This window comes from Microbacterium sp. SCN 71-21, from assembly GCF_001725695.1.
Lineage (GTDB): Bacteria > Actinomycetota > Actinomycetes > Actinomycetales > Microbacteriaceae > Microbacterium > Microbacterium ginsengisoli.
Map to the genome: position 1 here is coordinate 1 of NZ_MEGA01000078.1, position 13,530 is coordinate 13,530.

The window sequence follows — 13,530 nt, forward strand, 5'->3', positions numbered from 1 at the left end:
CGTCCGATGAAGTAGTCGGGCACGTAGATCGTGGTGAGAATGCGATGCAGCCGCGGCAGCACGAGGTAGGCCAGCAGCGCCCAGAACACGATGCCGCCGGCGATGCCCCACCAGCCGAGTCGCAGCGACTCCTCGGCGCTCAGCACGGCGAGCCACACGGCCGCGACCCCCGCGAAGACGAAGAAGAACCAGTCGAACGCGATACCGATCGAGTAGGCGCGACGGTGCGGGCGCGTACTCATGACCAGAGCGGCACGGCCGGTTCGTACGAGAATGCGGCGGCGATCGTGTCGGGCGTGACGCCGTCGTGGGTGGCGGGGTTCCAGTGCGGATCGCGGTCCTTGTCGACCAGCTGGGCACGGATGCCCTCGACCATGTCGGGCTGGGTGTGTGCGAACCAGAGCACGAGGCGGTACTCCTGCTCGAGCACGGCGCGCAGCGTCGGCAGCTCCCGCGCCCGGCGCACCGCCTCGAGCGTGACGGCGAGAGCAGTGGGCGCCGCGTGGGTGAGCCGGTCGGCGAGGGCGGATGCCTCGGGCTCTCCGACGGCGCGCAGCTTCGCGATGATGCCGGGCACCGTGTCGGCGTCGAAGGTCGCGTCGATCCAGGGCTGCTTCGCGGCGAGCTCGGATGCCTCGGGCGTCTCGTCGAATAGCAGCACGAGCTCGGCGGGTCCGGAGGGGTCTGCCCGCGTGACGAGGGCGTCGCGGATCGCGTCGAGGTGCGCGGAGGGGACGAAGTGGTCGGCGAAGCCCGCGTGGATCGCATCGGAGGCGCTCATCGTGTCGCCGGTGAGGGCGAGGTATTCGCCGAGCCGGCCGGGTGCGCGGGACAGCAGGTAGCTGCCGCCGACGTCGGGGGTGAATCCGATGCGGGTCTCGGGCATCGCGAGCCGGGATCGCTCGGTGACGATGCGCACGGCGGCGTGGCCGGCGAGACCGATGCCGCCGCCCATGGTGATGCCGTCGGCGAAGGCGACGATGGGGGCGGGGTATTCGTCGATCGCGGCGTTGAGGGCGTACTCCTCCCGGAAGAACACCCCCACCTCGTCGGCCCTGCCCGCGACGATCGAGGCGTAGAGGGCGCGAACGTCGCCGCCCGCGCAGAGGCCGCGATCACCGGCGCCGTCGAGCAGCACGGTGTCGATGTCGGCGTCACCCCGCCAGGCGTCGAGTGCCGCCCGGAGGGCACGGATCATGTGCACGTCGAGCGCGTTGATCGCCGCAGGGCGGTCGAGGGTGAGGCGGCCGAGCGAGTGCTCGGTGCGCACCACGACGCCGGCATCGGTGGGGTGCACGTCGGTCACGGGGCAACGTTACCGCCCGATGACGGCGCAAATCCCGGGTCGATCGGCGGTTGTCCGCCAAGATGGAACCACCACGGACCGAGGAGGAGCCGATGCCGGACGGCCAGGTGCTCGAATTCACCGACCTGCGCAAGAGCTTCGGCCGCGTCGATGCGGTCGCGGGCCTGACCGCGCGCGTCGAGCCCGGCGTGGTGACCGGCTTCCTCGGCCCGAACGGGGCGGGCAAGACCACGACGCTGCGCATGCTGCTCGGTCTGGTGCGCCCGACATCGGGCACCGCCCGCATCGGCGGACGCCTCTACGGTGAGCTGACCGATCCGCTGCGCAGCGTCGGCGCGGTGCTCGAGGCATCCTCCTTCCACCCGGGTCGCTCGGGCGCGAACCATCTGAAGGTCTACGCCCAGGCGGCGGGAATCCCCACCTCCCGCGTCGACGAGGTGCTGGCGCTCGTCGGCATGTCGGATGCCGCGGGCCGCAGGGTCGGCGGGTACTCGCTCGGCATGCGGCAGCGCCTCGGTCTCGCCTACGCCCTGCTGGGAGACCCCGGAGTGCTGATCCTCGACGAGCCGACGAACGGCCTCGACCCCGAGGGCATCAAGTGGATGCGCACGCTGCTGCAGCATCTGGCCCGCGAGGGTCGTACGGTGCTCATGTCATCGCACCTGCTCTCCGAGGTGCAGCAGACAGCCGACGCCCTGCTCATCGTCGCCAAGGGGCGACTGGTCTACCAGGGTGCCATCGAGGACATCGTCGGCCCCGACGAGGTGTCGACGGTGGTGGATGCCCCCGACCGCGCCGCCCTCGCGGCAGCCCTCACCGCGGGCGGCTTCACCTACGACCTCCTGCGCACGGGCTTCACGGTTCTCCACGCCGATGCCGTCGAGGTCGGCGCAGCCGCCGCGGCGGCCGGTGTCGCCCTGTCGTCGCTCGTGCGCCGCGGGCCGAACATCGAAGAGGCGTTCCTCGAGCTGGTCTCCGGCGACCGCGTGCATGCGTCCGCCGCCGGCATCCTCGCCCCCGCGGCGGACGCCGCCGCACCCGATGAGCCGGCCACCACCGCGTCGGCCGCACCCGATGTGACATCCGCGGCAGGTGTGCCCGACGGCTCGAGCACGACCGAGCTTGAGGGCGCGACAGAGGGCGTGGAAGAGGTCGAGCGTCCGGCAGAGGTCGTCGAGCTCGCCGACGTCCCGGTCGCCGCCGGGAGCGATGCGACCGAGGAGTACCCGGATGACGCGGAGCCCGCCGCATCCGATACCGACCGCCACGACGAAAGCGAGCAGCGATGAGCCTCGCCCGTGCCACCCGATCCGAGCTGACGAAGCTCTACTCCACCGCGATCTGGTGGATCCTCGCGATCGTGCTCGTCGTCTACGTCGGGTTCGTGTCCACGTTCCTCGGATTCGTCCTGTCCTCATCGAGCACGGGCAGTGCGCTCAGCGAGTCGAGCAGTGAGGTTCCGGCGACGCTGTACAGCCTGGCCTCGTCGATCGGCTACGTCTTTCCGCTGCTGATCGGCACGCTCATCGTCACCGGCGAGTTCCGCCACAAGACGCTCACGCCGACGTTCCTGGCGACCCCCGCGCGCGGCACTGTGCTGTGGGCGAAGCTGCTGGCCTCGACGACCCTCGGACTGCTCTACGGCGTGCTCGCGCTTCTCGTGACCGTCGGACCGATCGCGGGTCTGCTCGCCGCCCACGGTCTGCCTACCGGTCTCGGCTCGTCCGACACCTGGGCGCTGGTCGGACGCATCCTGCTCGTGTTCGTGCTGTGGACCTGGGTGGGCCTGGGCCTCGGCACCCTCATCCGCAACCAGGTCGCCGCGATCGTCGTCGTGCTCGCGTTCACCCAGTTCATCGAGCCGCTGCTGCGCCTCGGCACGATGTTCGTCTCGTGGCTGCAGGATGTCGGGCGCTTCCTGCCCGGCGCGGCATCCGACCAGCTGGTGGGCTCGTCCGTGCTGACGCTCGGTCAGGGCGGAGCGTCTCCCGACCCGCTCACCTGGTACGCGGCGGCCATCGTGCTCGCCGCCTACGCATTCGCGCTGCTCCTGCTCGGCCACATCTTCAGCTGGCGACGCGACGTCGCCTGAGCGGGCGCGTCAGTCGGCGTCGGGCGCGAGCTCGGCGACATCCGTCGGCTCGTCGCCGCCGTCGAGCCGCAGGGCGCGCAGCAGTGCCACGCCGTGCCGCGTGGTGAGGATGATGCGCGAGAACTCCGCCGACTCGTCGAGGTCGATTACCACACCGGGGCGCTTCGCCCGGATGACGGCGAAGTCGTCACCGACGCCGGTGCGCCACGTTCCCGCGGCGGTGACGCCCGGCACGTAGGTCGAGCACCCGCGGGTGCCCCGCAGCCACGTCCACGGGTCGTCGGTGAGCTGAGCCCGGGTGATCGACGAGCGTTCGACGACGATATTCCGCTTGCGGAATGCCGTGAGCCGCTCGGCGCCCGACAGCACGATCTCGAGCTGAGCCGAGTCGAGCAGCAGGGTCACCATGCGCCTAGTCTGCCAGGGCACCGCGGCGGCCGCGGCGGCGTTTGCTTACATCCCGGCAACGATCCGACAACCCCGACGCCTTCTGCGGGTGGAAGACTGAACCGGTGAGTCTGGCCGATCATCCGGCGCCGGCGTCCGCCGTGCGCATCCCCGAGGCGATCGCCGCCGCCCGCGCGGGCCGCGACCTCGACGTCGCCGACGCCGAAGCGCTGCTGGGTGCCGTCGGCGACGATCTCGAGGCGCTGCTGGCCGCGGCATCCGCTCTGCGCGACGAGGGGCTCACCGCAGCCGGCCGCCCGGGCGTCATCACCTATTCGCGCAAGGTGTTCATCCCGCTCACGACCCTCTGCCGCGACCGCTGTCACTACTGCATCTTCGTCGACACCCCCTCACAGCTGCGACTGCTGCGCAAGCCCGTCTACATGACGCCCGAGCAGGTGCTCACCGTCGCCCGCCAGGGCGCCGCCCTCGGATGCAAAGAGGCCCTGCTCACCCTCGGCGACCGCCCAGAGGACCGCTGGCCCGAGGCGCGCGCCTGGCTCGACGAGCACGGCTACACCTCGACGCTCGACTACGTCGCCGCGATGGCTCGGCTCATCACCGCCGAGACCGGGCTGCTCGCCCACGCGAACCCCGGCGTGATGTCGGCGGACGAGCTGCGGATGCTGCGCCCCACCGCCCCCTCGATGGGGATGATGCTCGAGACGACCTCGCGCCGGCTGTTCGAGGAGCCCGGGCAGGTGCACTACGGCTCGCCCGACAAGGACCCCGACGTGCGACTGGCGGTGATCGAGGACGCCGGCCGAGAGCGGGTGCCGTTCACGACGGGCATCCTCGTCGGCATCGGTGAGACCGTGCACGATCGGGCGGAGTCGCTCATCGCGCTCCGCGATGCGCACCGCCGCCACGGTCACGTGCAGGAGGTGATCGTGCAGAACTTCCGCGCGAAGCCGCGCACCGCGATGCGGGCCGCGCCCGACGCGTCGCTGCTCGAGTACGTCGCGGCGGTCGCGACCGCGCGCCTCGTGCTCGGGCCGCGCATGCGCGTGCAGGTGCCGCCGAATCTGTCGGATGAGACGGAGTTCGAGCTGCTCGTGCGCGCCGGCGCCGACGACTGGGGCGGGGTGTCGCCGCTCACCGCCGACCACGTCAACCCCGAGCGCCCCTGGCCGCACCTCGACGACCTCGCCCGTCGCACCGCCGAGCTCGGCTTCACCCTGCGCGAGCGGCTCACCGCGCACCCCGAGTTCGTGCGCGATCCCGACGGCTGGATCGACCCCGATCTCCGACCCGCGGTCGCGAGGCTCGCCGACCCCGACTCGGGGCTCGCCGGTGACGCGGCGCCCGCACTCCGTCGCTGCGGCGCCCCGGCGGCATCACGGCGCAGCGGCGGCGACCTCGCCCGACTCGCGGAGGCCGCGGCATCCGCCCCCGGAGACCTCGACGACGGCGACTGGGTGCGCCTGCTGACCGCGACCGGGTCCGGCCTCGACACCCTCACCGCGACCGCCGACGACGTGCGGCGCTATACGGTCGGCGAGACGGTCAGCATCGTCGTGAACCGCAATCTCACCTCCACCGGGTTCCGGGCGGTCGCGACCGGCGAGCCCGGCACGTTCACGCTCGACGACGTCGCGGCGATCACCACCGACGCGTGGGACCTCCGCGCGACGGAGATCTGCGTGCAGGGGCGGGTGGCGGCATCCGAAGATCCCCGCGCCTATCTCGACATCGCCCGCACCGTGCACGAGACGGCGCCCCGCCTGCACCTGCACGCCTACCGCCCGCAGGACGTCTGGGATCTCGCCGACCGCGGCGGGCTCGGTCTCGACGGTGCCCTGGCGGCACTCCGGGACGCGGGCGTGCGCAGCGTACCCGGCACCGGCGTCAAGGTGCTGAGCGAGCGGGTGCGACGGGCGGCGTTCGACGGCGACCTCGAGATCGACCGGTGGGAGACGGGCATCCGCGCCGCGCACGCGCACGGCTTCCGCTCGACGTCGGTGCTGTTCTACGGCCACGTCGAGACCGCCGGCGAGCGCGTCGCGCATCTGCGTCGCCTGCGTGAGCTGCAGGCGGATGCCGCGGCCGCCGGCAGCGGCGGCGGCTTCACCGAGTTCGTGCCGATCCCGCTTCCCGCGCCGCTCGGCGGCGTGCCGCTCGTCGCCGGCCGCGCCCCGATCGACGAGCACCGCGCGATGGTCGCGGTCTCGCGCCTGCTGCTGACGGGCAGTATCCCCCACGTACAGGTGCCCTGGACGCGGCTCGGGACCGCGGCGACCGCCGTGCTGCTGCGCTCGGGCGGTGACGACCTCGGCGGCACTCTGCTGGACGGACGCGTGCGCCCCGATGCCGGCGTCGAGCAGGGGCTCGAGCTGCCGATCCCCGAGGCCGCGCGGCTCGCCGCGTCGCTGCTGCGACCGTTCCGGCAGCGAACGACCGACTACCGCGAGCCCGATGCCGAGCGGAAGGCGGCCCGGTGACGGCGACGCGGGTGCTCATCGTCGGCGCGGGCTTCTCGGGGCTCGCCGCCGCGTTCGCGCTGCGCGAGGAGGGGCATGACGTCACCGTCATCGAGCGGGCGGCGAGCGCCGGCGGTACGTGGCGGGACAACGTCTATCCCGGCATCGCGTGCGACGTGCCGTCGCGGCTCTACCAGCTGCGCTCGCACCTGAGCGGCGCGTGGACGCGCGAGTTCGCGCCGGGTGAGGAGATCCGCACCTACCTCGAGCAGGTCGCCGCCGAGCTCGGCGACGCCCTGCGCTACGACACCCCGATGACGGCCGCGACCTGGGACGCGGGCGCGTCGCTGTGGCGGGTCTCGACCGGCGGCGCCTCGCCGGCGCAGCTCGAGGCGGACGCCCTCGTGCTCGCGTGCGGCCGGCTGACCGAGCCGCGCATCCCCGAGATCGAGGGACTCGCGAGCTTCCCCGGGCCGATCTTCCACTCGGCCCGCTGGCGCGACGACGTCGACCTCACCGGAGCCCGCGTCGCGGTCATCGGCTCCGGCGCGAGCGCCGTGCAGCTCGCCCCCGAGATCGCGAGACGCGGCGCCCGGGTGACCCTCTTCCAGCGCACGCCCGCGTGGATCGTCCCGCGCGGCGGGCGCACCTACGACGCCGACGAGCGAGCGGCCCTCGATGCCGACCCCGACGCGGTGCAGGCCGCGTACGACGCGCTCTACCGCGAAGGCGAGGAACGCTTCGCGTCGCGGTCGGGGGATGCCGCGGCATCCGCGCGCGCCCACGCGGCCGCCCTCGACCACCTCGCCGCGCAGGTGCCCGACGAGACGCTGCGGGCGGCGCTGACGCCGGCGTACGCGTTCGGCTGCACCCGTGTGCTGCTCTCGGACGACTTCTACCCGTCGATCGCGTCGGGTCTCGTCGACCTCGAGCCGTCGGCGCTCACCGAGGTCTCGGGCACGACGCTCACCGCCGCGAGCGGACGACGCATGGAGGCCGACGTCATCGTGCTGGCGACCGGTTTCGCCGCCGCCGAGCAGCCCTATGCCGAGCTCGTCACCGGTGAGCACGGCACCCTTGCGGCTCACTGGGCGACCGGCATGACCTCGTTCGCCTCGACGGTGGTCACCGGCTTCCCGAACCTGTTCGTGCTCAACGGCCCGAACGCCTCGCTCGGGCACAACTCCTCGGTGCTCATGGCCGAGCAGCAGGCCCGGTACGCCGCCCGCGCCCTGCGCGAGCACCCTGCCGTGCGGCGGGTGCGCCCCGAGGCCGAGACCGCCTACACCGCCGCGATCGACGCCGCCGCCGCCGCGACGCCGTGGCTGACCGGCGGATGCCGCAACTGGTACGTCGATCCGCGTTCTGGCCGCCTGACGCTGCTGTGGCCGGCGCCCGTCGACGCGTTCCGGCGCGTGCTCGACGGCGCAACCGGCGCCGAGTTCGAGCCGCCGCACGAGCTCGTCGGCGCCGCCGGCGACGGTGCGGCATCCGTCATCGACTCGGCCCCCGACTCCGACACGTCCACGATGGGAGCATCATGACCATTCCCCTGCGCCTCGGCTACAAGGCCTCCGCCGAGCAGTTCGGCCCCGGCCAGCTCGCCGACTTCGCCGTGCTCGCCGAAGAGGTCGGCTTCGACTCGGTGTTCATCAGCGACCACTTCCAGCCGTGGATGCACGAGGGCGGCCACGCACCGGCGGCGATCCCGTGGCTCGGCGCCGTGGGGGCCCGCACCTCGCGGGTGCTGCTGGGCACCTCGGTGCTCACCCCCACGTTCCGCTACCACCCGGCGGTCATCGCGCAGGCATTCGCGACGTTGGGGCTGCTGAACCCTGGCCGCATCGTGCTCGGCGTCGGCACCGGCGAGGCGCTCAACGAGGTGACACTCGGCCTCGACTGGCCCGAGCCGCCCGAGCGCTTCCAGCGCCTCAAGGAGTCGATCACGCTCATCCGCGAGCTGTGGTCGGGCGAGCGCGTCACGTTCGACGGGCAGTTCTACTCGGTGACCGACGCCACCGTCTACGACCGTCCCGACGAGCTCGTGCCGATCTACATCGGCGCCGCCGGTCCCGCCGCCACGAAGCTCGCGGGCCGAATCGCCGACGGCTTCATCACCACGAGCGGCAAGGACCCGGCCCTCTACGTCGACACCCTGCTGCCCGCGCTCGAAGAAGGCATCACGAAGGCCGGCCGCAGCGACGACGACGTCGACACCCTCATCGAGGTGAAGGTGTCGCTCGCCGACGACCGCGAGACCGCGCTCGAGAAGACCCGCTTCTGGGCACCGCTCGCGCTCTCCCCCGAGGAGAAGCGCGACGTGCACGACCCGATCGAGATGCAGCGCCGCGCCGCCGAGCTGCCGATCGAACGGGCCGCCTCGCGCTTCATCGTGTCGACCGACCCCGACGAGCACGTCGAGCAGATCTCCCGCTACGCCGAGCTCGGCTTCCGTCACCTCGTGTTCCACGACCCGGGCTTCGACCAGGAGACCTTCCTGCGCACCTACGGCACCGAGATCCTGCCGCGCCTGCGCGCCCGTTTCGGAGCGTGATCGCCGCCCCGCCGCCGCTGTTCACCGTCGTCGTGCCCGTGAAGCCGACGTCGGTGGGCAAGTCGCGCCTGCGCGTCGCCGACCGCGCCGCCCTCGCCCGCGCGATCGCACTCGACACGATCGCCGCGGCCGCCGCGGCGCACCGGGTCGCCGAGGTGATCGTGGTGACCGACGACGCGGAGCTTCGCGCGTCGGCGGCGTCCGGCCGCGTGCGCGTGATCGATGAGGGCGAGGCACGGGGGTTGGATGCCGCGATCGCACGCGGCGTGGCGGCCGCCGCCACCGCCCACCGCGCGGCGCTCCTCGGCGACCTGCCGGCGCTGCGCTCAGGCGATCTCGACGCGGCGCTGGCGGCCGCGGCATCCGTCGACCGCGCCGTCGTCGCCGACGCGGAGGGCACCGGATCGACGCTCGTCACCGCGGGCGCGGGGGTGCCGTGGGCGAGTGCGTTCGGCGACGGCTCGTTCGCTCGCCATGTGGCCCTCGGGTGCGCGGTGCTGCCGGTGTCGGATGCCTCGACCCTCCGCCGCGACGTCGACACCGCCGCCCAGCTGGCTGTCGCCGCGACCCTCGGAGTCGGTCCCCGAACACACGCCGTCCTGGTGGCCGCCGGCTGAATCTCATGGCACGACGGCGACGTCGTGCACAAGATGCTTGGCGCCGGCCGACGACGCCCCTACTATGGGCCCACCGAGCACCTCCCGCAACGACGCATGGAGACTTCGATGACCGGACCCGTCATTCGCGCCACCATCCCCTACGCCCTGGGCGCCCTCGTGGTCGTCGCGATCATCGCGATGGTCGCCGCCAACCTCCTGTTCGACGGCACCAGCGCCGCGCGTGTCCTGACCTTCGTCGTCTGGAGCTTCCTCGCGTGCGTCGCCGTGGGCTTCGCGTTCCGCGTCGCGACGGCACGGCACCGCAGCATGACGGCGCGGCCGGTGGCACGGCGCGACGACGCGACGCACTGAGATCCCCGCGCCCATGACCTTCGCGCAGCCCGTCGTCGTTGGCCAAACGCTTCCCCCTCCACCCCAAACATCCCGAGCGCATCACCGACCTCGAGCTGCGGCGCCGCACCGTCGCGATCGTGACCGAGCTCGACACCGTCGCCCTCGACTCCCCCACGAGGGACGTCCCGGACTGGGTCGCGAGGGAGGTGGACGACGTCGTGGCGCGGCACCCCGAGATCGGTGCCGACGGGGCCGACGCGCTGCGATCACTGCTCGCCTGGATGGTGCGCTGACAGACGCCGACCCGGCCCCGGGCGGCGCAACGCCCGCCTGTGGACAAGAGCCGTCACCCGCCCGACCCCGGTCGTAACCTGACGCGCGTGAGTGACTTCTTCTCCGCCGATCTCGATGCGGATCTGGCCATCGCGACGGTCGAGCAGCAGATCGCCGACGCGCAGGAGCGTGCCGAGCGGGCGGCGGAGCTGAGGCGGCAGATCGACGCCGTGCGCGGGGTCGCGACGTCACCGCGACGCGAGGTCACCGTCACGGTGGATGCCTCGGGCCGCCTCGCCGCCGTAGAGCTCACCGACGCGGCATCCCATCTGCCGTCGCGCGACCTCGGCCGGCTCATCGTGCACACCGCGAACGAGGCGCAGCGGCGGGCCGGCGAGAAGGCTCTGGAGCTGGCGAGCGAGGCCTTCGGCGCCGATTCACCCACCGTCGCCCACCTGCGGGGCGAGCTCGACCGCCCGGCGCCGTCGGCCGACACGACGATCGCCATCTGAGGGCGGCACGATGGCTGAACGCATCGCGATCGACGCGGACCTCATCTCCTCGCACGCCGCGCGCGTCGATCAGGTGGCCGCCGACGTGCGGGTGGCCGCCGACGCGAGCCGCGCGACGAACATGGGCAGCGGCGCATTCGGAGTGCTCTGCGCCTTCCTCGTGCCACCGGCCACGCTCGCGGCGACCATGGCCGGTTCCGCGATCGCCGCCGCGGAGGGGATGCTGACCCGGAGCGCCCGGGAGGTGCGCGGGGTGGCCACCGACATGGCCGACTTCGAGGACGACGTGGTGCGTGCGGTGCAGTCGATCGAGAAGGCGCTGGGGTGAGGCATCCATGACCGACAACCCGCTGGTCGCGACGAGGGTCGAGACCGCGACCGCGTTCAGCGGCGCGGGCCTGCTCGACTCGGGGTCGCAGCTCGTCTCGGCGATCGAATCGGGCAACTGGGTCGAGGGGGGAATGGCTGCGTTCTCGACGGCGGTCGACACGGTCGCGACGGTGTCGGATCCGCTCGGGTCGCTCATCGCCGCCGGACTCGGCTGGCTCATCGATCACTTCGAGCCGCTGAAGGGCTGGTTCAACGACCTCACCGGCGACGCCGGAGAGGTGCAGGCGTTCGCGGCGACGTGGACGAACATCCAGTCGCAGCTGCAGCAGTCCGGGGACGAGCTGACCCGGGTGCTGGGCGACCTCGACGAGCTGGCGGGCGAGGCGATGGACGCCTACCGGAGGTTCCAGACGGATGCCGCGCAGCACCTGCACGGCGCGGCGACGTGGGCGGGTGCCATGGCGACGGGGCTGCAGGTCGCCGCCACCATCGTTCAGGTTGTGCACGACATCGTGCGGGACGTGCTGTCGCAGCTCGTCGGCTCCGCGATCTCCTGGGCCGCGGAGGCGGTGGTCACCGTGGGGCTGGCGACCCCGTGGATCGTCGAACAGGTCGCGACGCGCGTCGCCTCGTGGACCGCGAAGATCGGCTCGAAGCTCACCGCGCTGCTCCGCTCGATCAAGACCCTCGCGACGCTGCTGGAGAAGCTTCGGTCGCTGCTCTCCCACGCCGACGAGCTGTTCGCCTCGGTGCTGAAGGGCGGCAGGAGCGCCGTGAGCCGGGTGCTGGGTCACGAGGGGGACGCGGTGAGCCTGACATCCGTGCGCCGCTTCGCCGACGACGACGAGGCTGTCGCGTACGGTCGGCAGGCCTGGGCGGGTCTGTCCGACGAGCTGACCCCGGCTCAGCGGGAGGCGGTGTTCGATTACACCCGCGAAGCACCCGGACCGAGCGGGATCACCTACGCCGAGATCAACGGCGCGCTGCGCAAGGGCCCGCCGTATCCGGCTGAGCTCGAGGGTCACATCCGCGCGATCGACGAGACGCTCGCCCGCCGACCGGTCACCGAGACGATCGAAGTGACACGCGGAACGGGCGTCTCGCACTGGCCCTTCACACCCAAGGCCGCCGCCGGCAACACGCTGACCGAGGATTCGTTCCTCTCGACCTCCCTCGGCGGACCCGCCCAGAGCTTCGCCGACAAGGACGCGATCCTTCACCTCACCGTGCCCCCGGGCACACCCGCGGGATGGGTCGAGGAGATGTCGCAGTTCGGCGGATCGGAGCGAGAGCTTCTTCTCGGGCGCGGCCTAGAGTGGAGGGCGACCTCATCGGAGCTCGTCAACGGCCAATGGCACGTCTACGCGGAGGTGGTGAAATGAGCTGGAAAGACGACGACGTCCACTTCCGCGTCGTCAGCGGACCACCGACGTACGCGCATCATTCCGACGGCCCGGTGATCGCGGCCCCTGTTCGTCGCGGCGACGACCTTCGCGGCTACCTCGTCACGTCGGCCGATCCGGCCGGCGGCGTACTCGTCCTTCTGGCGGGTTACGACGACGAGGATTACGTCAACATCCACTCCGATCATTGGTGGCGGATCCTCGCTGACGGCGCAGCCAATGGCGTCCCGGCACACGAGCTGTTCGACTCGCTCGTGGGTACCGCCGGTCCGGAGCGCTCCGGGGCAGTCGGCACGGATCTCGTCACGTTCCCGAATACGGCCGCCGTCTCGGGCGCGCTCAACCCCCCTCGGCCCGACCGGAACTCGCGCGGCGGTGCAGCCCGTGGCCGTGCGGCGTCGCCGGAGGTCGCTCGCACCCCCGTCACGCGCGAGCAGATCGACGCCGTGCTGCGCGGCGTCGCCCCGTCGACCCCGGAGATCGACGCCCGTATCGCCGCCCTCGACGGTGCCGTTCGGGTGCGCCCCGCGCCCGAGACGGTCGTGGTCGCCCTTCCGTACGACCCCGACGCACTTCCGGCGGGAGCCGCCCCGGGCACGCGCGTGCACGAGCCCACGTTCCTGGTCGGGACGTTCCTCACCCGGGAGACCGTCCCGACGGGACCCACGATGCTGCACCTCACCATTCCCGCGGGCACCCCAGCTCTCTACACCCCCCCTGCGCCGGCAGAGGCGGGGGCGGGCACGCTCCTCCTCGCGCGCGGCCTCGACTGGGAGATCACGGAACTCGGTGCCGCCACCGTGTCCGGACGGGTCGTGTCCGTGCCTCCAAGCGGCGACGCCGGCTGAGTCACGGCGCCGCGCCGCGCCGGCTGAGTCACGGCGCCGCGCCGCGGTGACCACGACTCCGGAGAATCCCGCCGGAACCCGGCGTTGGCGTCGCCCCGCGCGCGACTCCGGAGTTGCGGTACGTCGAACCGACCTGAGGCACGGCCGATCGGCTCCGGCGCCTATCCCGCGAGGGCCCGGTTCAGCGGGCGGCCGCGGCCAGCGCGGCGTCGGCGATCGCGGCCGAGGCCGCGACATCGGTCATCCACAGCGGCGCGACGACCGGGGTGATCCCGACCGCGGCGACGGCCGGTGCGAGCGCCGCGTCCTCCTCGGCGAGCAGCCACGCGTCGAGCACGCCGCCGGCGGTGCGACTGCCGTAGTGGGCGGCCACCGCGTCGGCCGCGGTGTCG

Annotated in this window: 14 protein-coding genes and 2 pseudogenes; 12 read left to right on the forward strand and 4 right to left on the reverse strand. The window is 72.5% G+C overall.

Annotation, left to right across the window (positions count from 1 at the left end; genetic code table 11):
• Together ABT08_RS10805 and ABT08_RS10810 are read right to left on the reverse strand one after the other, a co-directional pair.
• Positions 1-242: pseudogene (locus ABT08_RS10805) on the reverse strand (LssY C-terminal domain-containing protein); the annotation flags it as partial.
• A complete protein-coding gene (locus ABT08_RS10810; protein ID WP_137877128.1) occupies positions 239-1,306 on the reverse strand; it encodes an enoyl-CoA hydratase/isomerase family protein in 1,068 nt (355 codons plus the stop codon). The gene ABT08_RS10810 and the pseudogene ABT08_RS10805, both read right to left, overlap by 4 nt.
• A 92-nt stretch (positions 1,307-1,398) precedes the next feature.
• Between ABT08_RS10810 and ABT08_RS10815 the strand changes: the two genes are divergently transcribed.
• Both ABT08_RS10815 and ABT08_RS10820 read left to right on the forward strand, forming a co-directional pair.
• Positions 1,399-2,595, forward strand: coding sequence for an ABC transporter ATP-binding protein (locus tag ABT08_RS10815; RefSeq protein WP_082483226.1), 1,197 nt, complete (start codon positions 1,399-1,401; stop codon positions 2,593-2,595).
• Positions 2,592-3,398, forward strand: a complete 807-nt coding sequence (locus tag ABT08_RS10820; protein WP_056209726.1) for an ABC transporter permease — start codon at positions 2,592-2,594, stop codon at positions 3,396-3,398. Before ABT08_RS10815 ends, ABT08_RS10820 begins: the two co-directional genes overlap by 4 nt.
• A gap of 9 nt (positions 3,399-3,407) precedes the next feature.
• On the opposite strand, the gene ABT08_RS10825 is transcribed toward ABT08_RS10820, so the two are convergent.
• Positions 3,408-3,806 (reverse strand): hypothetical protein, encoded by a 399-nt coding sequence (locus tag ABT08_RS10825; RefSeq protein ID WP_288114936.1) that lies wholly within the window; start codon positions 3,804-3,806, stop codon positions 3,408-3,410.
• Positions 3,807-3,916: 110 nt separating this feature from the next.
• Between ABT08_RS10825 and cofG the strand changes: the two genes are divergently transcribed.
• The 10 genes from cofG to ABT08_RS10875 all read left to right on the forward strand — a co-directional run bounded on the left by cofG (position 3,917) and on the right by ABT08_RS10875 (position 13,138).
• Positions 3,917-6,286, forward strand: a complete 2,370-nt coding sequence (cofG, locus tag ABT08_RS10830) for a 7,8-didemethyl-8-hydroxy-5-deazariboflavin synthase CofG (protein ID WP_502685886.1) — start codon at positions 3,917-3,919, stop codon at positions 6,284-6,286.
• A complete protein-coding gene (locus ABT08_RS10835) occupies positions 6,283-7,809 on the forward strand; it encodes a flavin-containing monooxygenase (protein ID WP_288114939.1) in 1,527 nt (508 codons plus the stop codon). Before cofG ends, ABT08_RS10835 begins: the two co-directional genes overlap by 4 nt.
• Positions 7,806-8,819 carry a glucose-6-phosphate dehydrogenase (coenzyme-F420) gene (gene fgd, locus ABT08_RS10840; protein ID WP_056519778.1) on the forward strand — a complete coding sequence of 338 codons (1,014 nt, stop codon included), beginning with the start codon at positions 7,806-7,808 and terminating at the stop codon, positions 8,817-8,819. Before ABT08_RS10835 ends, fgd begins: the two co-directional genes overlap by 4 nt.
• Positions 8,816-9,436: a 2-phospho-L-lactate guanylyltransferase gene (cofC, locus tag ABT08_RS10845; RefSeq protein WP_273204178.1), complete on the forward strand. Its 621-nt coding sequence runs from the start codon at positions 8,816-8,818 to the stop codon at positions 9,434-9,436. Before fgd ends, cofC begins: the two co-directional genes overlap by 4 nt.
• Positions 9,437-9,544: 108 nt before the next feature.
• Entirely contained in the window at positions 9,545-9,790 is a 246-nt protein-coding gene (locus tag ABT08_RS10850) for a hypothetical protein (RefSeq protein ID WP_056209717.1), read from the forward strand.
• Between the two features lie 38 nt (positions 9,791-9,828).
• The gene (locus ABT08_RS10855) at positions 9,829-10,065 is read left to right on the forward strand and encodes a DUF3079 domain-containing protein (protein ID WP_288114941.1); all 237 of its coding nucleotides are present in this window, start codon (positions 9,829-9,831) and stop codon (positions 10,063-10,065) included.
• Positions 10,066-10,152: 87 nt separating this feature from the next.
• Positions 10,153-10,557 carry a YbaB/EbfC family nucleoid-associated protein gene (locus ABT08_RS10860; protein ID WP_162237865.1) on the forward strand — a complete coding sequence of 135 codons (405 nt, stop codon included), beginning with the start codon at positions 10,153-10,155 and terminating at the stop codon, positions 10,555-10,557.
• 10 nt (positions 10,558-10,567) lie between these two features.
• Entirely contained in the window at positions 10,568-10,885 is a 318-nt protein-coding gene (locus ABT08_RS10865) for a hypothetical protein (RefSeq protein ID WP_288114942.1), read from the forward strand.
• Between the two features lie 7 nt (positions 10,886-10,892).
• Positions 10,893-12,269: an ADP-ribosyltransferase gene (locus tag ABT08_RS10870; RefSeq protein ID WP_288114943.1), complete on the forward strand. Its 1,377-nt coding sequence runs from the start codon at positions 10,893-10,895 to the stop codon at positions 12,267-12,269.
• Positions 12,266-13,138: an ADP-ribosyltransferase family protein gene (locus tag ABT08_RS10875; RefSeq protein WP_056209707.1), complete on the forward strand. Its 873-nt coding sequence runs from the start codon at positions 12,266-12,268 to the stop codon at positions 13,136-13,138. The genes ABT08_RS10870 and ABT08_RS10875 overlap by 4 nt, the downstream gene beginning before the upstream one ends.
• A 181-nt stretch (positions 13,139-13,319) precedes the next feature.
• Here ABT08_RS10875 and ABT08_RS10880 read toward each other — a convergent pair.
• Positions 13,320-13,530: pseudogene (locus tag ABT08_RS10880) on the reverse strand (2-phospho-L-lactate transferase); the annotation flags it as partial.

Coding starts and splice junctions, on each gene's coding strand:
- ABT08_RS10815 (WP_082483226.1), top strand. CDS start 1,399: ATGCCGGACGGCCAGGTGCTCGAATTCACCGACCTGCGCAAGAGCTTC.
- ABT08_RS10820 (WP_056209726.1), top strand. CDS start 2,592: ATGAGCCTCGCCCGTGCCACCCGATCCGAGCTGACGAAGCTCTACTCC.
- ABT08_RS10825 (WP_288114936.1), bottom strand. CDS start 3,806: ATGGTGACCCTGCTGCTCGACTCGGCTCAGCTCGAGATCGTGCTGTCG.
- fgd (WP_056519778.1), top strand. CDS start 7,806: ATGACCATTCCCCTGCGCCTCGGCTACAAGGCCTCCGCCGAGCAGTTC.
- ABT08_RS10850 (WP_056209717.1), top strand. CDS start 9,545: ATGACCGGACCCGTCATTCGCGCCACCATCCCCTACGCCCTGGGCGCC.
- ABT08_RS10865 (WP_288114942.1), top strand. CDS start 10,568: ATGGCTGAACGCATCGCGATCGACGCGGACCTCATCTCCTCGCACGCC.
- ABT08_RS10870 (WP_288114943.1), top strand. CDS start 10,893: ATGACCGACAACCCGCTGGTCGCGACGAGGGTCGAGACCGCGACCGCG.
- ABT08_RS10875 (WP_056209707.1), top strand. CDS start 12,266: ATGAGCTGGAAAGACGACGACGTCCACTTCCGCGTCGTCAGCGGACCA.